Source organism: Phyllobacterium bourgognense, from assembly GCF_003337575.1.
GTDB classification, from domain to species: Bacteria; Pseudomonadota; Alphaproteobacteria; order Rhizobiales; family Rhizobiaceae; genus Phyllobacterium; species Phyllobacterium bourgognense.
Genome location: NZ_QPJM01000012.1, coordinates 66,563 through 90,054 on the forward strand (window position 1 = coordinate 66,563; position 23,492 = coordinate 90,054).

The following is a 23,492-nucleotide window of genomic DNA, read 5'->3' on the forward strand; positions in this document are numbered from 1 at the left end:
TAGGCCCGATGACTGTAAAACTCTCGAAAGCGGCGCTGCAGAACCTGCCGGAGAATGTTGGGGTTCCCGGCTATAGCCAGTCCGACTTGAAGGCCGGGATCATTCACTTCGGCATCGGCAATTTCCACCGTGCACATCAGGCGGTCTATCTCGATGCGCTGTTCAACGCGGGGACAGATCATGAATGGGGGCTTGTCGGTGCAGGTGTGCTTGCCTCCGATGAGGTCATGCGGCAGAAGCTCAAGGAGCAGGATTGGCTGACCACGGTCGTCGAACAGGACAGCGGACACCGGGTTGCCCATGTCACGTCGTCGATGATTGATTATCTGCAGCCCGGCGACAGCGCCAACACCATCGCCCGACTTGCGGATCCCGAAATCCGCATCGTTTCGATGACCATCACCGAGGGCGGCTATTTCATCGATCCGGCTTCGGGTGTTTTCAATCCGCAGCATCCTGCAATCGTGGCCGATGCAGCCGACATCGCAAATCCGAAAACAGTGTTTGGCCTGATCCTCGCGGGCCTCATTCGCCGCCGCAACGAAGGCACCGCGCCGTTCACGGTCATGTCCTGCGATAATATTCCAGGCAATGGCCATGTAACCAGCGATGCCGTCAGTGGATTGGCCGCACTAGTCGATGCGAATCTGGCCGAATGGATCAGGCATAACGTTGCGTTCCCCAACAGCATGGTCGATCGTATCACGCCTGCGACCACCGATCGCGAGCGCAATCTCCTGGCGACGGATTTCGGCATAGATGATAATTGGCCGGTTTTCTGCGAGCCATTCAAGCAATGGGTGCTGGAAGATCATTTCCCTACGGGGCGGCCGGCGCTTGAAAAAGTTGGCGTTACCTTCGTCAAGGACGTCGCACCTTATGAGCTGATGAAAATCCGCATCCTCAATGGTGGTCACGCGGCGATTGCCTATCCCGCAGCTTTGATGGATATTCATTTTGTCCACGAGGCCATGGAAGAACCATTGATTCGCGAATTTTTGACCAAACTTGAGCGGGAGGAGATCATTCCGGTCCTGCCGCCCGTACCCGATATGCCGTTCGAGGACTATTTCGACCTCATCATACGGCGTTTCTCCAATCCGAAGATCGGCGATACGATCCAGCGCCTCTGTCAGGACGGCTCCAATCGCCAGCCGAAGTTTATTCTGCCGACGACTGCCGACCGGCTGAAAGCTGGCAAGAGCGTCACCGGCCTGTCGCTGGTTTCGGCGCTTTGGTGCCGCTTCTGCGCAGGGACGACCGATACAGGCAAGCCAACGAACTATCTTGATGCCAGCGCTGAACGCTTGAAAGTTGAAGCCTTGAAAGCCAAGTACGATCCGAAAGCATTCCTCGCAATGACCGATATTTTCGGAGAGGTCGGCACATCGCCGATTTTCGCCGAATCGTTCTCGCGGATCCTGCGGACACTCTGGGACAAGGGGGCTCGAGAGACCCTCAGGCTCTATCTGGATGACAAGCTTTGACGACAGCGAAACCCGATCTTGTCATATTCGACTGCGACGGTGTTCTCGTTGACAGCGAACCGATTTCCATTGCTGTCCTGCTCGACATGATCGCCAAGAACGGCACCCATATGTCGGAGGATGACGCCTATGATCGCTTCCTCGGGCGCAGTATGACGACGATCAGCAAGGTCCTGCATGAAGAGTACGGTTTTGCTGCAAGCGAGGCGGATCTCGACGAGATGCGGGCCAATCTCTTCGCTCGCTTCGAACTCGATCTGAAGCCAATACCTGGTATCGCCGAGACTCTGCGCAAACTTGATGTGCCGCGCTGCGTGGCATCATCAAGCCAGCCCGATCGCATTCGCCTGTCCTTGAAATTGACGGGATTGCTCGATCTTCTGGATCCGCATATTTTTAGCGCCACGATGGTCAAACATGGCAAACCCGCACCGGATCTTTTTCTGTTGGCTGCGAAAACGATGAGGGTCGAACCGAAGGACTGCCTCGTGATTGAGGATAGCCCGGCCGGAATCGAAGCGGCCAAGAGTGCCGGCATGCGGGTCTTTGCTTTCACAGGCGGTACGCATTCGCGCGGCGGACGGCTCGAGGCTGCACTTGCGTCCCGCAAGCCAGACCGTATATTCAGCGACATGTTGGAGTTGCCGGGCTTGCTCACGCAGGCCACACCGAAAGTTCGTTGATGCCGGAATATCTCTGTGCTGTAGATGTCGGGACAGGTAGCGCGCGTGCGGGCATTCTCGATGCCAGTGGAAAACTCCTGGGTCGCGTCGAACATCCAATCCTGATGAACCAGCCGCTTGCCGGTCATGCAGAGCATGATTCGGAAGACATATGGCGATCCGTCTGTATCGCCGTACAAGGCGCCGTCGCCGCCTCCAAGGTCGATCCCTCTCATGTCGTTGGCATTAGTTTTGACGCCACCTGTTCCCTCGTCGTTCGAGATGGAGAAGGCAGTCCGCTGACTGTCTCGACATCCGGCGACAAACGCTGGGATACAATCGTCTGGCTCGATCACCGCGCGCTGGATGAAGCGGATGAATGCACGGCGACCGGCCACAAAGTGCTGAGTTATCTCGGCGGCGTCATGTCGCCGGAAATGCAGACGCCGAAGCTGATGTGGCTGAAGCGCCATCTGCCGGAGACATGGAACAAAGCCGGCTATTTCTTCGACCTTGCCGACTATCTGAGCTGGAAAGCATCGGGTTCGCTGGCTCGTTCGCAATGCACGCTGACCTGCAAATGGACTTACCTTGCACATGAGCTGGAAGGCTGGCAGCCGGATTATCTTGAAACCATCGGCCTCGACGATCTGGCCCTGCGCGGCAATCTGCCCGAGCGTGCCAGTCCCGTGGGGACGGATGTCGGGCGGCTGACGCCTGAAGCTGCTAAGGCTCTCGGATTGACCACTTCCTGCCACGTCGGAGCAGGGTTGATCGATGCCTACGCCGGCGCGCTCGGCGTACTTGGCGGCTTTGCCGGCGATCTGTCGCAAATCGATCGCCACCTTGCGCTGATCGCTGGTACATCGAGCTGCCTTATGGCGCTGTCGCAGGAGCCGATCTCATTCAGCGGCGGCTGGGGGCCGTATTATGGCGTTGCTCTGCCGGATTGCTGGCTCAGCGAAGGCGGGCAGTCCGTGACCGGGGCATTGCTGGACCATATCACCCGCTGGCATGGAGCAGTCGGTGATCCGAACGCTGCCGTGCACAGGAAAATCACCGAACGGATCATGGAACTACGCGAGAGGGACGGGCCAGACCTTGCCAGCCGCCTGCACGTTCTTCCGGATTTCCATGGCAACCGCTCGCCGCTCGCTGATCCGCACGCGGTGGGTGTGATCAGCGGTCTCACACTGGATGCATCATTCGACAGCCTCTGCCGCCTTTACTGGCGCACCTGCGTCGGGATTGCGCTGGGTGTCCGGCACATTCTCGATGCACTCAATGACAAGGGCTATGCCATCGATACGATGCATGTAACAGGCGGTCACACCAAAAGTCCGCTCCTGATGGAGCTTTATGCGGATGCTACCGGCTGCACTGTCATTACGTCGGCAGCCGAAGATGCCGTACTGCTCGGCACGGCCATGGTCGCTGCGACGGCGGCCGGCCTCTATCCCGACTTGCCTTCCGCCTGCATTGCCATGAAACAGGGCGGCCGGCCGCGCCAACCTGACCCGGCGGCTCGGGCTCGCCTCGACAGGGATTACCGCATTTTCCTTGAGATGCATGCCCAGCGCAAAGTGCTGGATTCGCTGCAGTAATTATTGAGGAAGGTTCATTGCGATTGTGCGTGGTTCGCCCTTCGACAAGCTCAGGATGGGGCTCACCATGAGGGAGGTAGTAGTTTCGCAAGGATAATCGCATTTGTTGCAATTCTTGGTATCCTCAGTGCAGACAACCCACCTCCCTCATGGTGAGCCCCGTCGAACCACGCACAATAATCATGCAGCGCATGGATTAGTGCGCCTCATCCCAATTATGCGCCGCTCGCGCATCGACGTGCAGCGGCACTGACAGAGATACCGCGGGCATGGCGGCATTTTCCATGACATGACGAATGACCGGAATAGTCGCCTCGACCTCCTCGTCGGCAGTCTCGAAGATCAATTCGTCATGCACCTGCAAGAGCATGCGCGCCGAGAGCTTGGCTTCGTTCAAGGCAGGTTCCATGCGCACCATCGCCCGACGAATGATATCGGCCGCTGAGCCCTGGATCGGCGCATTTATCGCGGCACGCTCGTTGAACGCCCTGTGTGTCGGGTTGGACGAACGTATCTCCGGATAGTGTGCGCGCCGGCCGAAGATCGTCTCGACATAGCCATGCTGGCGGGCAAACGCTTTCGTCGCTTCCATGTAGTCCTTGATCCCCGGAAAACGATCGAAATAGGTGCGGATATATTGGCCGGCCTCCTCGCGCGGAATGGACAGCTGATTGGCGAGACCGAATGCCGAAATGCCGTAGATAATGCCGAAGTTGATCGCCTTGGCGCGGCGCCGAACCTCCGAAGGCATATCCTTCACCGGAACGCCGAACATTTCGGAAGCAGTCATGGCGTGAATGTCGATGCCATCGGCAAAAGCTTGCGTCAGTTGCGGAATTTCGGCGACATGCGCCAGCACCCGCAATTCGATCTGGCTGTAATCGGCGGAAATCAACTTGTTGCCCGGCTCGGCAATAAAGGCGGTGCGGATCTTGCGGCCCTCGCTCGTGCGCACCGGAATGTTTTGCAAATTCGGCTCGGATGATGACAGGCGGCCTGTAGAGGTCGCCGCCATGGCGTAGGAGGTATGCACGCGCTTGGTCCGGGGGTTGATATAGCCGGGCAGCGCATCCGTATAGGTCGATTTGAGCTTCGTCAGCTGGCGCCAATCGACAATCTTGCGCGGCAACTCGTGTCCCTCCGCAGCAAGATCTTCAAGGAGTTGGGCCGAAGTGGACCACTGGCCGGTCTTCGTCTTGGAACCGCCCGGCAGGCCCATCTTGCCAAACAGGATATCGCCCATCTGTTTTGGCGAGCCGATATTGATCTTCTCACCGGCAAGCCGGTAAATCTCTTCTTCGATCGCTGCGGCGGATTGGGCGAGATCACCCGACAGGCGCGAAAGTATCTGCCGGTCGACGGAAATGCCGCGCTCTTCCATGCGCGCGAGCACAGGAATAAGCGGCCGCTCCAGCCTCTCATACACCGACATCAGGCCGTCAGCGACAAGACGAGGCTTGAGCAAACGCCAGAGCTGCAAGGTGACATCGGCATCTTCCGCCGCATATTCCGTTGCCCGCTCGATGGAAACCTTGTCGAACGTAACCGAGGACTTGCCCGAGCCGATCAACTCCTTGTGGGCGAGCGGCTTGTGACCCAGCCAGCGATCGCAAAGGCTGTCCATGCTGTGACTGCCTTCGCCGGCATCGAGCACATAGGAAATAAGCATCGTATCGTCGAGTGGATGAAGATCGATACCGTAGCGGTGCATGACCAGCCACTCATATTTCATGCTATGCGCTATCTTGAGAACCGATGCATCCTCGAGAAGCGGCTTCAGCATGCGAAACACTTCACGCTCGGGTATCTGGTGCTCGACCAGCCCGCCGCCGAGGAGATCGCCGTCGCCGGAAATGTGATTGATCGGGATATAGGCGGCACGTCCCGGCCTCGTCGCGAGCGACAGACCGACGACTTCGGTCTGCATAGGGTCCGCGGAGGTGGTTTCCGTGTCGAAGGCGATGACACCGGATGCCATTGCTTCATCAATCCAGACCTGCAATGCAGCAACATCCCGAATCGTCGCATAGGAACTGCGATCGATCTTGGCCGCAAGTGCCTGGTCGGTGCGGGCTTTCACCAGACCCGCCGGCGTTCCCTCTACATTGCCAAAAGCCGGTTTGGCGCTGGTCGTTACCGATCCAACCGGTTTCGGCGGGTTGGGCAGATCAGCTTCGGATGCGATATCAAGGTCCGGTCCATGCGCCTCTGCAACAGCCTGGATGAGCACGTTTGCCGGTTCGATCTCGCTGGCTTCGACGCCCGTTGCCTCTGCCGCGCGCCGCGTCAGCGCATTGAACTCCATAGCCTTGAGAAAAGCGACGAGCTTGGGGCCGTTTTGAGGTTCCAGGCTAAAATCCTCTATTCCGACGTCGACTGGCGTATCTGTCTTCAAAGTCACCAACTGGCGCGAGATGCGAGCCTGTTCCGCATATTGGATAATATTCTCACGACGCTTTTGCTGCTTGATCTCGCCGGCCCGTGCAAGCAGAGTATCGAGATCGCCGAATTCCTCCAGCAACTGCGCTGCCGTCTTTGGTCCGATGCCCGGAATTCCCGGCACATTATCGGTTGAGTCGCCGGTCATCGCCTGCAGGTCGATCATTTTCTCGGGCGGCACGCCCCATTTCTCTATGACGTCGGGGATGCGGATCTGCTTGTCCTTCATGCTGTCGTACATCGTCACCATCGGCGTGACGAGCTGCATCAGATCCTTGTCGGAAGAAATGATGGTGACCTCAGCGCCTGCCGCTTCGGCCTGGCGGGCATAGGTGGCGATCAGATCGTCCGCCTCATAGCCGTCCTTTTCGATGCAGGGCAGGTTGAAAGCCTTGGTTGCCTGGCGGATCAGGCCGAACTGCGGAATGAGGTCTTCCGGCGGCGCCGAGCGGTTTGCCTTGTAGTCCGGATAGATTTCCTTGCGGAACGTATGCGCAGAATAATCGAAGATCACGGCAAAGTGTGTGGGCGTATCGCGGACGGATGTGTCGCGCGCTTCGCGCAGCAGCTTCCACAGCATGTTGCAGAAACCTGACACAGCGCCAACCGGCAAACCGTCGGATTTGCGGGTCAGGGGAGGTAGTGCGTGATAGGCTCTGAAGATATAACCGGAACCGTCGACGAGGAAGAGATGATCACCTTTTTTCATGGCGCCTACGATTAAATGATGATCGGGAAAAAGGGAATGCGGTGTCTTTCGGTTTCGCCGAAACTAACCTTGGAAACGTAATCATCCTGACATTTGCGCATCACACCTTTGTTACCAATATGTAATCTCTTGTGCCCTTGAATTGCCACGGTTTACCCCCCAAATCCTTAACTGTCGACGTTAGATCGATGTCCGGTTTATAAGGCTCGTCCCCCGCCTAACACCGGACTTGCGGCCAGCCTCATCCCCCTCTCCAGGGTTGACCGCAAAGTGAGTGTAGTGATCTGGTCGCCTGTGGTCCCCCCGCCACGGCGGCCATTTCTTTTGTGGCGTTGTCGTAAGCCAATGGCAAAAAGAGCTGCCTGTCCATTGTACGTGGTTCGACGAGCTCACCATGAGGGAAGTAGTGGGTTGCAAGGAGCCAGGTTCTGCAATGGCGGTGATTATCGTGCAGCCCGCCAATCCCCCTCATGGTGAGCTTGTCGAACCACGCATGGTGTTTCATGCAGCAATTTTATTGTGGCTGAACAAAACTTGCTCGGCATATTGGTACTTTTTTGTGCTCCTCCCGGCAAAATGCGCTAAGAAGAACTCCCTTCACCAATTCCAGCCTTTCAGGAAATAGCATGTCAGCTCTCGAACCTGTGTTGAATACGCTCGATAATAATTTGGATAAAAGTCTGGAGCGACTATTCGATCTCCTGAAAATCAAGTCCATCTCGACAGATCCCGCCTTCAAATCCGAGTGCCGCCGCGCGGCCGAATGGCTGGCTGCTGATCTGAAATCGATCGGGTTTGAAGCGAGTGTCCGCGACACGCCGGGCCATCCCATGGTCGTTGGCCATCATGAAGGTCCAGGCGCCGACGCTCCCCATGTATTGTTCTATGGTCATTACGACGTGCAGCCGGTCGATCCGCTCAATCTGTGGGATCACGATCCTTTCGAACCGGCGATCAAGGATGTCGGTAATGGCCGCAAGATCCTGACGGGCCGCGGCACATCCGATGACAAGGGCCAGCTGATGACGTTCGTTGAAGCTTGCCGCGCCTATAAGGAAGTGCATGGCAAGTTGCCGGTCAAGATTTCCATTCTCTTTGAGGGCGAAGAGGAATCAGGCTCGCCATCGCTGAAGCCATTTCTCGACGCTCACCGGGACGAATTGAAGGCGGATTTTGCTCTCGTCTGCGATACAGGCATGTGGGACGGAGAGACACCGGCGATCTCGGTTGGTCTGCGTGGTCTTGTCGGCGAAGAAATCGTCATCAAGGCTGCCGATCGCGATCTTCATTCCGGCATGTTTGGTGGCGCTGCCGCCAACCCCATCCGCATCCTCACCAAGATTCTCGCGGATATTCACGACGAGAATGGCGCGGTGACCATTCCAGGCTTCTATGACGGCGTTGAGGAAACGCCGACGCAGATTCTGCAGATGTGGAAGGGACTCGATGCCACGCCGGAGAATTTCCTGGGGCCAGTCGGCCTTTCGATACCGTCCGGAGAGAAGGGCCGATCGCTCCTCGAACTGATCTGGGCGCGCCCGACAGCCGAATTCAATGGCATCACCGGCGGTTATACGGGGCAGGGGTTCAAGACTGTGATCGCGGCCGAAGCCTCTGCCAAAGTGTCGTTCCGGCTTGTGCACAAGCAGAATCCGGCGAAAATCCGCGAAGCGTTCCGTGCTTTCGTACGCGAACGCGTCCCTGCTGATTGCTCGGTCGAGTTCCATGAGCACGGCGCATCGCCTGCAATCCAGCTTTCCTATGAATCGCCGCTGCTCAGCAAGGCGAAGAACGCCTTGAGCGACGAGTGGCCGAAGCCTGCCGTTTTGATCGCCATGGGCGGATCGATCCCGATCGTCGGGGATTTCCAGCGTATGCTCGGCATGGAATCGCTGCTCGTCGGCTTCGGGCTGGAGGATGACCGCATCCACTCGCCCAATGAAAAATACGAACTGACCTCGTTCCACAAGGGTCAGCGCTCCTGGGCGCGCATTCTCGACGCTTTGGCAACTCCAGGAAAAGTGTGAAACGGTTTTCCGTTCGGAAGTTCGCGGACAAAAATAGAAGTGACAGGAAACGACAATGACCATCCGCTTTCACCGCAATGATCTGCCCGACCTCACGAACTATCAGGTCGATGCCGTTGCCATCGACACCGAAACGCTCGGGCTCAATCCGCATCGCGACCGGCTCTGCGTGGTGCAGATATCTCCGGGCGATGGTTCGGCGGATGTGATCCAGATCGACAAGGGTCAGACTGCGGCGCCAAATCTCGTCAAATTGCTTGGCGATGACGCCATCACCAAGATCTTTCATTTCGGACGGTTTGACCTCGCGGTACTTTTCCACGCTTTTGGGGTCATGCCGACGCCGGTGTTCTGCACGAAGATCGCCTCGCGTCTGGTGCGTACATACACCGACCGCCATGGTCTGAAGGATATCTGCAGCGAGCTTTTGGAAGTCAATCTCTCCAAGCAGCAGCAATCATCGGATTGGGGCGCGCCCGATCTGTCGCAGGCGCAGCTTGAATATGCTGCTTCAGACGTACTCTATCTGCACCGTTTGCGCACGATCCTGCAGCAACGGCTTATTCGTGACGGGCGTTCGGAGGAAGCGGCCGCTTGCTTCGAGTTCCTGCCAACCCGCTCCAGGCTTGATCTGATGGGATGGGACGAGCAGGATATCTTTGCGCATAGCTAGTCTATGATTTACACCATTTTGCAGGCCGTCATGGCGTGAATATCACTCGGCCGAAGCCAGCGCGCGCCTTGGAGCCGGGGCGCGATCGATATGGGCCCATTGTGGCCGTCTGAACAGAAACTGGCCGTAGCCGCTCCACTCGATGAGCCAATACAGAACCACTGGACCGATCACGCCGCTTATGACGGTCAGAAGTGATATCGTTCCTATATCGGTGACAATGCCGCTCTTCAAAAGAACCGTACGGGCCAGCGCCATCGGCAGAAAGAAGGCGAGATACACAACGATCGAATGCGCTCCAAGCCAGCGCAGCGGTTTCACGATAACGTCCCAGGACTGTGCCATGTGAGCGATCAGCGCGGAAACGGAAACGATCGCCAGCGCTCCGGCACCTCCGGCTGCGAGTGAGATCAGCGGCACGTTAGCCCATCCGCCAAGCCCGCCCGACGTATAGGCTTCCGGGGGTATCCAGGCAGCAAACGCCTCGGATGCGGGCGTAAACACCAGCCAGCCATTGATCAGTGCCCATACGCCAAGGATGAGGAGGGCCGTAATGGGCCGCTGCCTCAGCCATTCGGCCAAGCGGAATATCGCCGGTGCAAATGCATAGCCAGCGAAGAAATAGACGAAACGGCTGCAGAATTCGTCAATCACCAGCCAGCCCGTATGGATCGGCAATGTTTCGAGCACGGCAGCGATCATCAGGACCAGCCAGACATTGATGCCTTTGACGAGGCGCGTGACGACAAAGAAAACCGGCAGGAGATAGATGAACCACAGCGTACCGAATGGCTGGATGAAAGCCAGCAAATAGGCGGATATCGCGCCGCTTGGACCACTTTCCGCCACGATGCCCGGCGCCTTGAACAGGAACTGGATGGTCAGCCAAAGCACGTAGAAATAGAAGAAGTGTACGATCTTGCGATCGGCATAACGCAACCATGAGCGGCCGATTACAAGACCAAGAAACAAACCCGAGATCATGAAGAAATCCGGCATGCGGAAAGGCTGTGCGAAAGCGACGACAGGATGCATCCAGCCGCGGGCGCCGGCTTCGTTCTCGACGCCGAGCACCGAATGCATCATCACGACAAAGATGATGCAGATACCCTTGGCGATATCGACCCAGTCGACGCGTGCTTTTTCACCCGTGCTCATAACATTGTGTACCCCAGAACCCATTTCCCTTTGATACGCGAAAATTGCGAAGGGGAAGTAAAATTCGGGTGATAACGCGTCGAAATCCAAGAAACAAAAAAGCCGGGCAGAAGCCCGGCGAATTGTGAACGCTAAAGCGTCCAGAGGGGAACACGCAACGAATGAAAAATGGGAGGAGAACCACTCGTTACGCAAGGATTAAAGTAGAACTACCCGGGCAAGTTTTCAAGGGCCGCAAAATAATATTTTACGCGCGCGATGATTTTTATACGGAATCCCGGATGTCATTGTGTCTATTGGCTGGGAACAGAGAATTCCTGCAGGTCCTTGCAAACGCCATGTCCACGCAGCTGACAGCCGCCGAGGCGATATTGCGCTTCCGCGTCAGGGTTTGGATTGAGCCGCTGGAACGCGCCACCGCCACAACCGCTCAACATCACCACCAAACCCGCAAAAACAACGAAACGCATAGTTTACTCCGTGAGGTTCAATCTGACACCCTGGGTTTAGGGCTCCGCGCGGCGGCGCGTAAACCAGCGGATGCTGCCGAGGACAGCCATTGCAAGCAGTGGCCATGCGGCCCAGAAAGTGCCGTGCCAGGAAAGCAAATTGATGCAGATGAGGGCAAGACCGACTATCGTGAAAACCGTCAGAACCTGGTCAACCTGTCGGTTGGTGCGCATCCACGACAGTGCGGCCACGGTTGCTATAGCGAGGATTGGCCACGGCGCCCAGAACTCGCCGTCCCACGACAACAAATTGACGACGACGATACCAGCTGAGATTGCACCCAATACGCCGTAGTTGCGCCACTTTGGTGTCATGGAGCCAGGGTCGTAGGTGGTACCGGGTCCCATGTTTTTTTCATCGGATGTGCCCATGGCTGAAATGGGGTTCTGTTGCGCAGAACGGACAGGATCTTCTCCGATCCTGACGGCGTAGCTGAGCACACCACCTTCGATGTTCTTGACGGGTAGCTGCCCCAAGCATTCGAAACCGACCGCAACCTTGTTGCGCACGTGGTCGTACACCGTGTTGGATATGACGATGCCGCCAGCCGATGCAGATGCTTGCAGGCGCGCAGCCACGTTTACACCATCGCCGTAGATGTCGTCGTCTTCGGCGATAACATCGCCAAGATTGATGCCGATACGAAACAACATTTGCGTGTCGTCGGGGCGGTCGGCGTTGTAGCCCGAAACCTCGTTCTGTATATCGAGCGCTGCGCGCACGGCTTCGACCACGCTGGCGAATTCGGCGATCAGTCCATCACCCCAGGTGTTGACGACCCTGCCACCATGGATTTCGATCAACCGGGACATTGCGTCGCGGTATTCTTTCAGGGTGGCGAGGGTTCCTTCCTCGTCGGTACGCATCAAGCGCGTATAATCCTGAACATCCGCGGAGAAGATCGTCGTCAGCTTGCGGCGCGTTCCGGTCATGGCGTTGTACTCTCCCAGCTCGATACCTGCAGGGGGCTGCAGGAGCACCCGCAGTCGTACCGAACATTATATGCTGGAGCCGGATGTGGGAAGAGTTAGTACTGCTCGAAGCGCATCAATTCCGGCGCGGGTGGGTCCATAGTTCCAATGCCTTGATCCCTGACATTAAATTAACTGAGGCGACTTTAACCGCACCTTAGCATCAAGCCTTTGATTTGATTGAGGGCAGTTACCGAAGCAAGACTCAACCACCCCCGCTTCCTTGAGCGGGCGCGCATTCATGCGCCATAACAAAAGGATATCCAATGAGAGTACTTTACTGCCACCCCACTCGGGAGACTGGCAACCGCGACTGCGTAGCCTTCGTAGACGTTGAATTGAACGAGCACATTCGGCTCTATGGTTTGCGCTTAGTTAAGCAGCCCGATGGCAACCATATGCTCTATGCGCCTCAAGCCGGCCAACGGCGCTCGGCGACGTTCTCGGCGGGCCTAGCAAAGCGATTAACTGCTCTTGCTGTTGAAGCGTTGCAGGTTACGCGATGAGCACCGAAGCGCTGAAGATAGGTCCCGTCGATCAAACACAGCTAGTGCTATATGCCTCCAAGAACACCAGTCTTTCAGCCTGCGATCTGGCGGTCCTGGCGGAGATTACTGACCGGTATCTAAAACTCAAAGGCGTCACTTATCCGACTGGACTCACCCATCTCGTTCGCGAGACGGGCCGATCGCATTCCTCGGTACAGGATTCGGTTCGTCGCTTACTCTCCTTCGCCTACATATCGGTAAAAGTTGAAGGCAAGGGGACGCGCGGTACGGAATATGATCTCAATTTCGATTGGGTCCGTGAGGTTGCCGAGCGAGTAAAATGTGCCAAGGCAGATCGCACCAGAGCCAAAAAATCCAAAGGCAAGAAAAAGGCTAGTGTACCGGCAGACCATACCACTACAGAAAATAAGCTAGTGTGCCGGAATTCCACCCCACTACGGGAGTTAGTCGGGGTGCCAACCGATACACTAGGTAATCCAGCGTACCGGAATTCAGGTACCCAAACCTACGGGAGTACTACGAGTACTCCTAAGTTGGTTGCGAAAAACTCGCACTCTGGCCTTGTGGCCAGTGCGGTTTCCGCACCCTTAAGAGAAGAATATATTTACGCGGAAATCACTCATGCCGAACTCGACACGGAGGAAGAGGACCGTCCTTATATCTATATCGAGCTCACAGCAGACGGCACTGGGGAAGAGATCGGTGATTCCTTCATAGTCTTCTCTGCGAATGACGACGAATGGGCAGACGGCCGGCGCAGGCTAAAACTGCTCTCCGACGCGATACAGGTGGAGATTGAAGTCAAGGATCCGAGACATCTCATCGGAGAGTGGGTAGTGGCGAAAAAGCTGGGAGGGCGCATTCTCGATTATCTGGAAGAAATGCCACCCACCCGTCGCGACGCAACAATCCTCTCCGTAAAAGCCACTGAGGCAGGAGAATATAGGGTCGAGCTTCAATTCCATGACTGTGAGGAGGGTGACGCACCTACAGCTACGATTAAGCTAAGCTCCACTAACAGCCTGCAGACGGCAACATCCCGTACTGCGCGGGAGCTCGTTGGCGCAAGGGTGCTCTTGGATGCATATGAGGAAGCGTATGTGTTCTGGCCTCATCCCGAGAACGAAAAGCAGGCCGCATGAAAAAGCGTAACCTCCTAAACTACCGCATAATCGAACCAACCCTAAGTATGATTTCGCGACCAGTGTTTTGAATCTATTTTAACACTGTAGCGAAAGCCTCTTCCCCTCCCACGCTACTTTCCGTCCTGGCCGTCCAGTTGTCATCGCTGGGCGGCCTTTTTGGATGCTGAGATGCCCGTTCACGAAAGCGTAAAAATGTGGCAAGCTTCGCACGTTTCTTCATTCGGTAAACGCTCCGGCCTGTCGGACGTATGGGCGTTAGATTTGAGGGCATTGAATGGCTAAAGTGATCGGTCGATTTGAGGCGAGCGTGCGCTCCTATTCGTACGAAAAACATAATAGCAAGGCGTATCGGGGCTCAGGCGCTATTACTCAAATGTCGGATACGATTGACGGGCGGTCGAAGTGCCAGATAAGTGCTTATGGCATCACCCTGAGGGATTCTGTCCAGGAGCAGACCTCATCCCCGAAAGCGGCGACGATACGTGACGTGACTATAGAAATTGACCATAACCTGCTCATCGAGGCAGTCATCGCGGGACTTGAGCGAGGTAAGATCAAGATATCGGACGAGCAAATAGTTCGCCTTATCAAGGGCATCGGTAGTGAGAAAGAGACCATCTTGCCTGTACAAAATGAATGACGCCCCACTGTGAGGAGGGGCGTCAAAGTCGTTAGGCCAGTTCAGGAAGTGAAAGAAGATTATCGTTCCACTTACCGTCTGCGTAAGTGCGGACATATTTGCCGTTCTGTCCGCTTACCACGCCGATATTTCCGCGGTTGCCATTGACCAAAGTGTAGAACGTATTGGACTTTTCTTCGATCGACTTGATTACGGCCGCTCGCGTCCATTTCCAGTTCGCTGCCCCCAGGTGAGTGATACCCTCGTGTGAGCTAAAGCGGTCCTTTTTATTAATACCAGTAACTTGAACGTCAGACATTTCGGAATTTCCTTATAGGTTCCAATTTTCTCGCCAGATCATTCCGGCGAGAGATGAGTGTCCGCAGATTCAATCGATTACTGATCACTAGAGGCGGGAAAACTTGCCGCGGTGGTAATCAAAAACGTGACATCGTCTGCAAACACTCTTAGAAAAGGAACCGGGCGGCAGCTTTTGCGGGAAGCCGCCCGACTCGGGATCCAACCCAACTACTTTTTAGGTGGCTGTGGTTTGACCGTTTCGACTACGTGGGTGCTGGGCTTGTTTCGGGCGGTTGCAACCGTCGTGAAGCGCCCAGTGCTTGCGTTCCTTCCAATCTTCATTTCTGCTTTCACCTACCTTTCTATCTTTGGTTATCATGTTCGATGTCGCCGAAGTTGCGGACCCTTTGCCGTGTATTTGGTGACCGGGGCAGTTTTGCTAGGTCCTTAACAAGCGCCACAGTATCTGGTGCAATTGATGCCTGTAAACACTAATTATAGTGTTAATTGGCCATTTACCCTACAAAATAATCTATCTTTGCATAAGCGATCGGCCTGTTTAGACATAGCCTGTCGCTAGCGCGCACCATAGGGTGCAAGCTCTGGCAAACACTGGATAAACTGGAAAAAGGCCGGTTACAGACACTCCGGTCGCGCCACTAACGCAACGCCACGACTATTAAAAAATGACTCGTATGCAAGCGTCAAGTCATAGTTTTTTACATAATTGTGACCGCAATAACTTGTGTGTCACTTATGTGGATAACAGGGAAAAACCGCACAAAGTTTTGAACTTGCCATCTTCCCGCGAGTCTTTTTTTATGACTGATGTGCTCGTTTATAAACCGTTTGCCAGAACGCCGGCCTCCCCCGCCACGTTTATTTTTTGAGTAAATGCCACGTTAGCACTGATCAGGAATCGATCTGATATCATCTGCTCACAGTATAGAGGGGATACATTCACGCATTTGATTGCGCGAATGGATGTTTACCAGCAACTGTAGATACGCCGGCAATGACGCCGGCTTAAACAAAAGGAACCTGCCACATGAATACATTCGCATGAACCAGACAGCCGGGAACGATAACTATAACGACGACGAGCCTCAACTACGTCGGACTGCTCAATATAAACTCATCAAGATTGAAGGGCAGTGGGATTCGGTACCAATACCGAAATCCGAACAAGTACCAATCCTAAAAGACATCAGGCGAGCACCTGAGACCCTGAAGCCACGTAAAGGTGTGACCATCCGAATGTCTGGCGACGGCCCCGTGAAGGCGTGGACAGATACAAAAGACGCCATAATGGCCACCCTGCCGGCCAACGACAGCAAGATTATTCCAGTACGCGCGTGGCCGACAGCAACTCGTTATATCCGCTCAATGGATGGAGAACGCGCAAAAGGGCTTGCCGCGTATGCGTCTGCTAATGACGACCTAGCAGCGGCGCCCGTGGCAGCAAACGATAACTGGCGGGAGAATGAGAAGCACATATCTAGGTTGTCAGATGACCTAAATACAGACTGCCTTGACGAGTACCGGCCTTCTCCAGAGGAACTGATGGCAACTCTTGCCAATGTTACCTTCGGGCAGAATGGCGAGCCAGCCCGCAAAGACATCGTTTTCGAACAGCCTGCACCGGGAGAAACGGCCACCAAAAACATTCGGCCGTATTCTGGCGAATTCTTAAGTATGTACCCGATTGCTGGCAAAGTTATGGAATGCGACGGCTTGAAGTTCGGACCTCGCAGCGACTTCGGCGGCAAATGGGGATTGATAAAATGGCGGGGTAGCGACGGAGTATGGCGCAAGCCATGGGAGTCTTATCGTCAACCAAAAGGAGGCAAGGATCAGGTCGAGGAAATCGCTGACCTGACTGAGGACGAGATTGCAGCCATGAGCATAAGGAAGCGGGAAGAGACTGCGTATAACAAGCGCATTGCCGACAACGTACGCGAGTCCAACATTTGGCTTGAAGAGCTTATGAGCACTCAATCCAGTGACATGCCGCCAGCCAAGGTGTTTCCAGAAGCCAACCGCCTTGCCGACGACGAGACGCACAACCGCATGGCCGCTGTCACTCCAGTTGCACCCAAGAGAGCCCTACACACCACCACGATTGAAGACAAAGAAACCGGCAGGAAGAAGCAGGAGCCATGGACCTACGAGGACTACGAGGCCGCGCTTGCTGCCTTCACAGGCACAATAAGAAAGTGCCCAGGCCCAGTGATGCCACGCAGGAAGAATGGCGATAGGCAGAACAACTTCCCCGGCCTCCATGGTATTCGAAAGAACAAGCAGTCCAAAAGCCAGGGCGGAGGGACTTTGACATGGGAGGACAGGTTTGTTGAGCGCATCGACCACAGGAGGCTGAAGGCTCGCATGGACGACGACACCAGGATTATATTGGAGCTTGCCACAACCGACGCCAAGGCTGAAGAGATTGGCGAGGCTCTTGGCTATCATGGAAAGTATGCCCAGCGCCGTGGAGTTGCTGCTGTTGATGAAGCAATCGATACTTATTTGGTGATGGCTGCATAAGGGGTGTGCCCTCGCGTTCAACTGACCACGTATTCTAATGACAGATTAGGAGGTCGCAGCGATGCGGCCTTTTTCTTTGCGGCACCTCGATTGGTTACGTCGCAAGGTCTGGTTGCATCTTGGCGGGTTCACCAGACCACCCCATCACCTGCACTTCGCACACGCAGGTCGATCTCGCACCGTGTTCTGTAAACTCCTCCGGACACGGTGCTGCAGTTTCCAAAGATTCGGCTGACCGCGGATGGACCGGCAGCCGAACACAACAGGTGTCCAGAAGCGCCTGGACCAAGGCGAGCGTGGCAAAATCAAGCCGTTAGGGCCTACGCTCGCCTTGGTCACCCCTTTTTTGCCCTTCATCAATAAATGGAATTCATAAAATGAAAACAGCACATCATAGGGTGCTGGCTCGAGACATGCCGGGGGTTATTCAAACCGCCACTGGCCTCCCGTTGCCATTCATCCGCCAGGTTATCATAGCCCTCAAAAAGGGGCGTCGAATTGGCGTTGGCAGGCCTATCAGTCCCACCACTACCCCGCGCGATGTTGCGCGCATTGTCTTGGCTCTATCGGCTTCGTCGCTCGGTCTCGCGGGAGACGCAGAATGGCGGGTTGGCCGGCTTCACCTGTTCGCAGGCGCAGGCAAGGAAACAGCTGAAACCGAGCTCCTAGACCTTATTGAGACGGCCGCGGGCTGGCATGAACCTAAGATCGACTTCCGTCATGGTTCGTTACTGATCGGGCAGACCGTCCCGATGCTCGACATCCGCGGCCAGGACTTTGCGGGTGCTCCCGTCATTTGCACATATCGCAGCACCGAAGACCGCCCGGAGCTCGCGCAATCATTCTTCCTGCTTCCACTCAGCGCATTGCGAAAAATCGCACGTGACCTTCTTCCAACGGAGAATCCAGAACATGACTAAAAAAGAACGCTCCATTCCCGAATTGACCGACGTATCACCCGAATACGCGCGACTTCGAACTCGCCAGGCGGAACTATCAAATCGCAACCTTGAACTCGACGAGGAGTCCCGCAACATTCGAAAAGCAATTGCTGACGAGCAGGGCCGCGATTTCCAGAAGGAACGTGTTGACGCGATCGTCGAGGGAATTAACTACGAACCACCGCTGTCCGTTCGCGAAAAAATGGGCAAGATCGCGCGCGAGAAGCAGGACATACAAGATGCGCTCCACCTACTCGCAAATCGCATCAATGAGGAGCACAGGAAGGCCAGCCGCGTTGTGATCTCTGAATTTCTGCCAGATCAACGAGAGTGCGCTGCAGAGTTCTTCAGTCACATTGCCGCTGCCGCAAAGGCCCATAATCAGTACGGCGAAATCCGTCGTCGACTTGAGCGGGCTGGTATTAACGTGTCTGGTCTCGATGACTTCGGGCAGGACCTGTTTGGCTTTCCACTAGATCGCAACGGCGACGCTGGTTACGCACTGCGCGATGCATTGAAGCGGGGCTACATCACCGTGTCAGAAATTCCAGTGGAGTACCGCTAGATGCGCGAATATGAAGTTAGAGCGAATGGCCCCTTTAGCGCCAGATCGGGCGGTGGCGAATATGAAACATCATTTTTTGGCGGGCCGATTACGTCAGTTGGTGGACGCATCGCTGACGTAAAATCCATGCCAACGGTCGATCGCAAGGCAAGCGGAAAGGAAGCGCTGCAAGGCTACGTCGTTAGATACAACAAACCCCACGTGTTTAAGGGTGCCGTCGATGTCTTTGTGAAGGGGAGCTTTGATGCATCGCTAGCAAGCCGGAAGCGGATAGAATTCTGGATTGACCACAAGTCTGGAACGGAGATGGCCAGTACTGATGACGATTTGGAGCTGATGTCCGATGAGACGGGTTTGGCCTTTCGCCTGAAGAATCCGCCAACGCCACTGATTGCGGAAGTGCGCAGTCGCAGGATAACAGCGATGTCGGCAGGCAGCCGTACCCTTCGCCAGGAATATAAAGAAGTGGGAGGTGAGCGAGTTCGGTTCATATTGGAGGCTGATCTTGTCGAAATCAGCATGGTCAAGGCGGGCGCCGTGAAGCAGGCTTTTATCGATGTCGTTGACACCAAGGGTAGTTCGCTTCGTGATGACGTGAAGGCAGGCCGAGTCTTAGCCGATGGTGCTCACGTTGCACTTATGCGTGCCTTGCAGAGGCTTAAGGACTAGCCCCCCTCAATGTATGGGGTGTCACGGCCAGGGACCGTGCTGCCCCAATCGCGACTCTAAACCTGTATAAAAAAAGTTTCGTGAAACCTGCCCACCAAGGGGGGCATCAATGTTCAGAGATCGACGGGCGCCGGACCGTTTGGGCTCCTTTTCGCGCGCACCTGCAATTGAAAATATGACCCCTGTTGAGGGTGCGTTAGGGCTAAAGTAGATCACAATTGTGTTGCCTATATTGATCTTCAAAGTTGTTCCTCACTATGTCCGCGGGGAACGTCCTACGTTGATCATCCAGATACACTTTCTTAAAGACTTCGTCATCAGCTTTAGCTGCAATCCTCCCCAGCATGAAATCTATGTTCGGAGAATCCCCGCTTAAACTAAAGATCATAGGAACCTCAGTACCCATATCGTGCTGGCTTACTTTCCCCTGCATCGCGGCTTCAAGAAATCGCTTCCCTTCATTATACGCAATGCCGAATAGTCGGTTATATTCTTGATGCTTATCCTCCAGCCCAGCGGCGAGAGAAACGCACATAAAAGCTGCGACAGATCGCTTTGCCATAAGGGCATACTCGGCCGACGTCTGAGCGTTTGCGTCGCAGGAAAAAATAGAGGTAATCGCAAGGATCCAGATACCGCGCATTTGAGCACCTCCAAGGTGACCCACGATGCCACGACCAAGGGTGGATCGCAACTTCTGGTCCCGGTCAGACCCCCCGCACAATTCACACAGCCCGCCATCGCGCGGGCCTTTTCATATGGAGAATTCATGCCTGACAATCACCACTACGCCCGCATCACCCAGCCTTTCGGCGACGGTAACTACGACTTTCAATTCGGCTGGAAAGCAGCCATCGAGTGGGAAGAGAAATTCAATCGCAGCCTGTTCGGCACGTTCAACAGGATGCATCGCGAGGGAATCTACCTCATCGCGGACATTAAGGAGATAATTCGGCTCGCACTCATTGGCGCCGGCACTGCACCTGTTGCGGCGCTGAAGCTTGTTGAGCGTTATGTGGAAGGGCGGCCGCTATCTGAGAACATGACGCTGTCCTTGCAGATACTCGAGGCAGCCTTCTTCGGCAATAACGCACCAGCACCAGCGCCCACCGATGGATGACGGCGGGCTGGCTCGCGTCCAACGAAAAATGGCACGGATGGCCGAAGCTGTGCATGACGCTGCCCGCTTGGCCATGGAGAAGAGTGCAGAAGAGATTGTCACGCTGATGCGAAATCTGGTCGCCGTCGATGATGGCGATCTTCGTGACAGCATCGGGTGGACGTTTGGCAATGCCCCTAAATATTCGCAGCGTATCGGCAAGATAGAGGCATCAGACGGTGATTTGATCATCACCATCTATGCGGGCAACTCGAAGGTTTACGCGCACCTCGTGGAGTTTGGAAGTGCGGCGCATCTCAATGGGGGCATGTTCGCAGGTACGAAGAACCCGGGAGCGCCTGCACAGCCATTTTTCTATGTCTCTTACAGGTCAAACAAAAAACGCGCTGCGGCACGCACAAAACGAGCGGTAAAAAAGGCCGCACGAAAGGTATGGGATGGCAACTGACAAAGAGGGGTTAATCCTCACGCTCGAGGCGCGCACGGCGCAGCTTGAGCGACAAATGAAGAACGCCAGCAAGATCACCGGCCGAGAATTCAAGTCCATGGAACGACAGGCCAAGGTTTCCGCGGATCGCGTCGGTAACGCGTTCAAGGGCACGTCTGGTGTCATTGCTGGCGCCTTCGCGGGTATAGGTGCGCTGAAAGGTGCCCAAGCGCTAATTGATACTTCGACCCGCATCTCCAACGCCCTGAAGGTTGCTGGCCTGTCGGGCGAGCAATTGAATGTCGTCTACGACAGTCTGTTTGCCAGCGCGCAGAAAAACGCCGCACCGATCGAGGATCTAGTCACCCTGTACGGGCGCGCATCGCAATCGGCCAAGGATTTGGGCGTTAGCCAGCAGGAATTGCTGAAATTCACAGACAACGTTGCGTTGTCGTTGCGCGTTGGTGGCACATCGGCCGCCGAGGCGAGCGGAGCATTGCTTCAGCTATCCCAGGCGCTCGGTAACGGCGTTGTTCAGGCTGAGGAGTACAATTCCTTGCTGGATGGGGCACAGCCGCTCCTGCAAGCAACCGCGGCTGGCCTAAAGGAAGCTGGCGGCTCGGTCTCGGCGCTAACCCGTCTGGTGAAGGATGGAAAGGTGTCGTCCGAGGCGTTCTTCCGCGCATTCGAGGCAGGCGCCAGCACTCTGCAGGACAAGGTTGGCGGTTCGCAGCTTACCGTTTCGCAGGGTTTTACTCGCCTTCAGAATATCTTGATCGATACGGCCCGCCAGTTCGATAATAACTCTGATGCTGCACAGCTTCTGGCGCAAACCATAGACAGAATGGCCAGAGCCATGAAAGAGTCGGGAAACATCATCAATTCGCTCGTCGGGCCATTGCAAACGCTTCACGGATGGGTGAGCGCAGTCACCACTGCCGCCCTTGAGATGTCTGCGGCATTCGGTGCGGCAACTGGACTGGATGAGGTGGGACGATCGCTTGGCGCCACGCCGTATCGTTCTGACCGTCAGATTCAGCAGCGCATTAACGATGCGTTTGGCGCTACTGCGACTGAGGACAAACCAGGCACCACGCTCGACGTAACAGGCGGCAAGCCTATCCGACCCGTTTCGTTGGACGACTACAAAGTGCCCGCGAAGGCCACAAAGGCGAAAGGCACACCAGCGGTAAAGAAGACTGCAGACAGTCGATTCAACGACGACATACAGGCTACGAAGGACCGCACTGCCGCCCTCGCTGAAGAAACCGCCATGGTGGGCAAGGGCTACGAAGCCCAAGAACGCCGACGCATGGCTCTGGACCTAGAACAGTCGGCTCTGGCTGACCTTCGCGAGGAGGCCCGTAGAAAAGGCCAGACGGACCTCGAGAGCATTAAGCTGTCCGACGATCAGAAGGCTAAAATCGACGAGGTGTCGGCAGCGTATGCCAACCAGGCCAATGAACTTCGCAAGGTTCAGGATGCGCAAGATAAATCCGAGCAAGCTGCCGGCGAGTTTTATGACACATTCAAAAGCGGCGCGATCGACGCGATTACGGGTGCGAAAAGTCTTGGCGACGCGTTGTCAGACCTGGCCAAGAAGCTTGGTGACATGCTTCTTAACCAGGCTTTTGATTCATTGTTCAAACCAGCATCCAGCAATGACGCTGGCGGCTCGTTCGGCAACATCTTCTCGGGCCTCGGCAAAATTATGGGTTTTGCAGGTGGCACCAACAATGCACCAGGTGGTCTGGCTTGGGTTGGTGAAAAAGGTCCGGAACTGATGAACGTGCCGAAGGGTGCGCAAATCATCCCGAACCATCGGCTGACTGCGCCGAGCATGCCGCCACTGCGAGCAGCAGGAAGCGGTGGGCAGAGCGTTGTAGTTCACTTCAACCCCACAATCGACAACCGCGGCGCCTCCGTTGAAGCAGTGGCGCGTACAGAGCAAGCTCTGGCACAGATGAGGCGTGAACTGCCTGCGACCATCGTTGCCACCGTTCGCAAGGCCAATCAATCGAATGTGAAGTTGAGATAGCTACCTCGGCCAAGGCTCGCAGGAAATGCCATCCTTATCGCGATCGAGGTGCGCAAAATAACCTGGCTGACCACGATGTGCGGATGACTGGGCCGTTCTGCAGGTCCGCGGAACGTATGATGGCCGGCTAATCAGGCTGCTTGCGCTAGAATATTCGGGAGGTTCGAACGAACTCGCAATATATAGCCCTATGCCAGCCATTGCTAATACGCAGAGCTTGAACGCGAGGCTAAGTACTGATCGTACCCTGTCGTAGTACGACCTGACCTTGGGCCGATACCGCACCGAGTTGAACTCTATGACTTCTGCAGGACTTTTTTTCCAAGGCGACATTTGCTGGTTCTCCCACTCAAATCTCACCACCGAACTGTAAAA

General features: G+C 55.5%; 21 protein-coding genes. 14 read left to right on the top strand and 7 right to left on the bottom strand.

The features are described from left to right. Positions 1–8: 8 nt before the first annotated feature. Genes C7476_RS19105 through C7476_RS19115 form a run of 3 tightly spaced genes read left to right on the top strand, consistent with a single transcriptional unit; the run spans position 9 to position 3,753 of the window. On the top strand, positions 9–1,487 hold the full coding sequence (locus C7476_RS19105; RefSeq protein WP_114431466.1) for a mannitol dehydrogenase family protein: 1,479 nt from the start codon (positions 9–11) through the stop codon (positions 1,485–1,487). Continuing rightward, the gene (locus tag C7476_RS19110; protein WP_114431467.1) at positions 1,484–2,170 is read left to right on the top strand and encodes an HAD family hydrolase; all 687 of its coding nucleotides are present in this window, start codon (positions 1,484–1,486) and stop codon (positions 2,168–2,170) included. The genes C7476_RS19105 and C7476_RS19110 overlap by 4 nt, the downstream gene beginning before the upstream one ends. Then, a complete protein-coding gene (locus tag C7476_RS19115; protein ID WP_114431468.1) occupies positions 2,170–3,753 on the top strand; it encodes an FGGY-family carbohydrate kinase in 1,584 nt (527 codons plus the stop codon). Before C7476_RS19110 ends, C7476_RS19115 begins: the two co-directional genes overlap by 1 nt. Before the next feature lie 196 nt (positions 3,754–3,949). Here C7476_RS19115 and polA read toward each other — a convergent pair whose 3' ends face one another. Then, the gene (gene polA, locus C7476_RS19120; protein ID WP_114431469.1) at positions 3,950–6,901 is read right to left on the bottom strand and encodes a DNA polymerase I; all 2,952 of its coding nucleotides are present in this window, start codon (positions 6,899–6,901) and stop codon (positions 3,950–3,952) included. 626 nt (positions 6,902–7,527) lie between these two features. On the opposite strand from polA, the gene C7476_RS19130 reads away from it, so the two are divergent. Beyond that, positions 7,528–8,928, top strand: coding sequence for a M20/M25/M40 family metallo-hydrolase (locus C7476_RS19130; RefSeq protein ID WP_114431471.1), 1,401 nt, complete (start codon positions 7,528–7,530; stop codon positions 8,926–8,928). Between the two features lie 55 nt (positions 8,929–8,983). Further along, entirely contained in the window at positions 8,984–9,601 is a 618-nt protein-coding gene (locus C7476_RS19135; protein ID WP_114431472.1) for a ribonuclease D, read from the top strand. A gap of 42 nt (positions 9,602–9,643) precedes the next feature. Here the strand turns inward: C7476_RS19135 and C7476_RS19140 are convergent, their stop codons facing one another. The 3 genes from C7476_RS19140 to C7476_RS19145 form a co-directional block, all read right to left on the bottom strand. After that, on the bottom strand, positions 9,644–10,759 hold the full coding sequence (locus tag C7476_RS19140) for an acyltransferase family protein (protein ID WP_114431473.1): 1,116 nt from the start codon (positions 10,757–10,759) through the stop codon (positions 9,644–9,646). Between the two features lie 293 nt (positions 10,760–11,052). Beyond that, complete coding sequence (locus tag C7476_RS28270) at positions 11,053–11,229, bottom strand: hypothetical protein (RefSeq protein WP_181872519.1); 177 nt, start codon at positions 11,227–11,229, stop codon at positions 11,053–11,055. Positions 11,230–11,265: 36 nt separating this feature from the next. Next, entirely contained in the window at positions 11,266–12,201 is a 936-nt protein-coding gene (locus C7476_RS19145; protein ID WP_114431474.1) for an adenylate/guanylate cyclase domain-containing protein, read from the bottom strand. Between the two features lie 541 nt (positions 12,202–12,742). On the opposite strand from C7476_RS19145, the gene C7476_RS19150 reads away from it, so the two are divergent. Continuing rightward, a complete protein-coding gene (locus C7476_RS19150) occupies positions 12,743–13,891 on the top strand; it encodes a hypothetical protein (protein WP_114431475.1) in 1,149 nt (382 codons plus the stop codon). Positions 13,892–14,168: 277 nt separating this feature from the next. After that, positions 14,169–14,534, top strand: coding sequence for a hypothetical protein (locus C7476_RS19155; protein WP_114431476.1), 366 nt, complete (start codon positions 14,169–14,171; stop codon positions 14,532–14,534). Positions 14,535–14,565: 31 nt separating this feature from the next. Here C7476_RS19155 and C7476_RS19160 read toward each other — a convergent pair whose 3' ends face one another. Then, positions 14,566–14,832 carry a DUF3892 domain-containing protein gene (locus C7476_RS19160; RefSeq protein WP_114431477.1) on the bottom strand — a complete coding sequence of 89 codons (267 nt, stop codon included), beginning with the start codon at positions 14,830–14,832 and terminating at the stop codon, positions 14,566–14,568. 1,043 nt (positions 14,833–15,875) lie between these two features. Between C7476_RS19160 and C7476_RS19165 the strand changes: the two genes are divergently transcribed. The 4 genes from C7476_RS19165 to C7476_RS19180 all read left to right on the top strand — a co-directional run bounded on the left by C7476_RS19165 (position 15,876) and on the right by C7476_RS19180 (position 19,532). Next, a complete protein-coding gene (locus C7476_RS19165) occupies positions 15,876–17,357 on the top strand; it encodes a hypothetical protein (RefSeq protein WP_114431478.1) in 1,482 nt (493 codons plus the stop codon). Positions 17,358–17,734: 377 nt separating this feature from the next. Further along, a complete protein-coding gene (locus tag C7476_RS19170; RefSeq protein WP_147274685.1) occupies positions 17,735–18,277 on the top strand; it encodes a hypothetical protein in 543 nt (180 codons plus the stop codon). Next, positions 18,270–18,863, top strand: coding sequence for a hypothetical protein (locus C7476_RS19175; protein WP_114431480.1), 594 nt, complete (start codon positions 18,270–18,272; stop codon positions 18,861–18,863). The genes C7476_RS19170 and C7476_RS19175 overlap by 8 nt, the downstream gene beginning before the upstream one ends. After that, complete coding sequence (locus C7476_RS19180; RefSeq protein ID WP_114431481.1) at positions 18,864–19,532, top strand: HK97 family phage prohead protease; 669 nt, start codon at positions 18,864–18,866, stop codon at positions 19,530–19,532. Positions 19,533–19,734: 202 nt separating this feature from the next. Here the strand turns inward: C7476_RS19180 and C7476_RS19185 are convergent, their stop codons facing one another. Then, complete coding sequence (locus C7476_RS19185; protein WP_114431482.1) at positions 19,735–20,175, bottom strand: hypothetical protein; 441 nt, start codon at positions 20,173–20,175, stop codon at positions 19,735–19,737. Positions 20,176–20,301: 126 nt separating this feature from the next. Between C7476_RS19185 and C7476_RS19190 the strand changes: the two genes are divergently transcribed. Genes C7476_RS19190 through C7476_RS19200 form a run of 3 tightly spaced genes read left to right on the top strand, consistent with a single transcriptional unit; the run spans position 20,302 to position 23,117 of the window. Continuing rightward, positions 20,302–20,652, top strand: a complete 351-nt coding sequence (locus C7476_RS19190; protein WP_114431545.1) for a gene transfer agent family protein — start codon at positions 20,302–20,304, stop codon at positions 20,650–20,652. Continuing rightward, entirely contained in the window at positions 20,645–21,100 is a 456-nt protein-coding gene (locus C7476_RS19195) for an HK97 gp10 family phage protein (protein WP_114431483.1), read from the top strand. The genes C7476_RS19190 and C7476_RS19195 overlap by 8 nt, the downstream gene beginning before the upstream one ends. Beyond that, positions 21,090–23,117, top strand: coding sequence for a tape measure protein (locus C7476_RS19200; protein WP_114431484.1), 2,028 nt, complete (start codon positions 21,090–21,092; stop codon positions 23,115–23,117). Before C7476_RS19195 ends, C7476_RS19200 begins: the two co-directional genes overlap by 11 nt. On the opposite strand, the gene C7476_RS29510 is transcribed toward C7476_RS19200, so the two are convergent. After that, complete coding sequence (locus C7476_RS29510; protein WP_114431485.1) at positions 23,118–23,450, bottom strand: excalibur calcium-binding domain-containing protein; 333 nt, start codon at positions 23,448–23,450, stop codon at positions 23,118–23,120. Positions 23,451–23,492: the final 42 nt, after the last annotated feature.

Bases quoted from the DNA above. Each gene is read 5' to 3' on its own strand.
- C7476_RS19175 (WP_114431480.1), top strand. From the start codon at position 18,270: ATGACTAAAAAAGAACGCTCCATTCCCGAATTGACCGACGTATCACCC.
- C7476_RS19145 (WP_114431474.1), bottom strand. From the start codon at position 12,201: ATGACCGGAACGCGCCGCAAGCTGACGACGATCTTCTCCGCGGATGTT.
- C7476_RS28270 (WP_181872519.1), bottom strand. From the start codon at position 11,229: ATGCGTTTCGTTGTTTTTGCGGGTTTGGTGGTGATGTTGAGCGGTTGT.
- C7476_RS19195 (WP_114431483.1), top strand. From the start codon at position 20,645: ATGGATGACGGCGGGCTGGCTCGCGTCCAACGAAAAATGGCACGGATG.
- C7476_RS19160 (WP_114431477.1), bottom strand. From the start codon at position 14,832: ATGTCTGACGTTCAAGTTACTGGTATTAATAAAAAGGACCGCTTTAGC.
- polA (WP_114431469.1), bottom strand. From the start codon at position 6,901: ATGAAAAAAGGTGATCATCTCTTCCTCGTCGACGGTTCCGGTTATATC.
- C7476_RS19165 (WP_114431478.1), top strand. From the start codon at position 15,876: ATGAACCAGACAGCCGGGAACGATAACTATAACGACGACGAGCCTCAA.
- C7476_RS19155 (WP_114431476.1), top strand. From the start codon at position 14,169: ATGGCTAAAGTGATCGGTCGATTTGAGGCGAGCGTGCGCTCCTATTCG.
- C7476_RS19180 (WP_114431481.1), top strand. From the start codon at position 18,864: ATGCGCGAATATGAAGTTAGAGCGAATGGCCCCTTTAGCGCCAGATCG.
- C7476_RS19190 (WP_114431545.1), top strand. From the start codon at position 20,302: ATGCCTGACAATCACCACTACGCCCGCATCACCCAGCCTTTCGGCGAC.
- C7476_RS19135 (WP_114431472.1), top strand. From the start codon at position 8,984: ATGACCATCCGCTTTCACCGCAATGATCTGCCCGACCTCACGAACTAT.
- C7476_RS19105 (WP_114431466.1), top strand. From the start codon at position 9: ATGACTGTAAAACTCTCGAAAGCGGCGCTGCAGAACCTGCCGGAGAAT.
- C7476_RS19170 (WP_147274685.1), top strand. From the start codon at position 17,735: ATGAAAACAGCACATCATAGGGTGCTGGCTCGAGACATGCCGGGGGTT.
- C7476_RS19185 (WP_114431482.1), bottom strand. From the start codon at position 20,175: ATGCGCGGTATCTGGATCCTTGCGATTACCTCTATTTTTTCCTGCGAC.
- C7476_RS19150 (WP_114431475.1), top strand. From the start codon at position 12,743: ATGAGCACCGAAGCGCTGAAGATAGGTCCCGTCGATCAAACACAGCTA.
- C7476_RS29510 (WP_114431485.1), bottom strand. From the start codon at position 23,450: ATGTCGCCTTGGAAAAAAAGTCCTGCAGAAGTCATAGAGTTCAACTCG.
- C7476_RS19200 (WP_114431484.1), top strand. From the start codon at position 21,090: ATGGCAACTGACAAAGAGGGGTTAATCCTCACGCTCGAGGCGCGCACG.
- C7476_RS19115 (WP_114431468.1), top strand. From the start codon at position 2,170: ATGCCGGAATATCTCTGTGCTGTAGATGTCGGGACAGGTAGCGCGCGT.
- C7476_RS19130 (WP_114431471.1), top strand. From the start codon at position 7,528: ATGTCAGCTCTCGAACCTGTGTTGAATACGCTCGATAATAATTTGGAT.
- C7476_RS19140 (WP_114431473.1), bottom strand. From the start codon at position 10,759: ATGAGCACGGGTGAAAAAGCACGCGTCGACTGGGTCGATATCGCCAAG.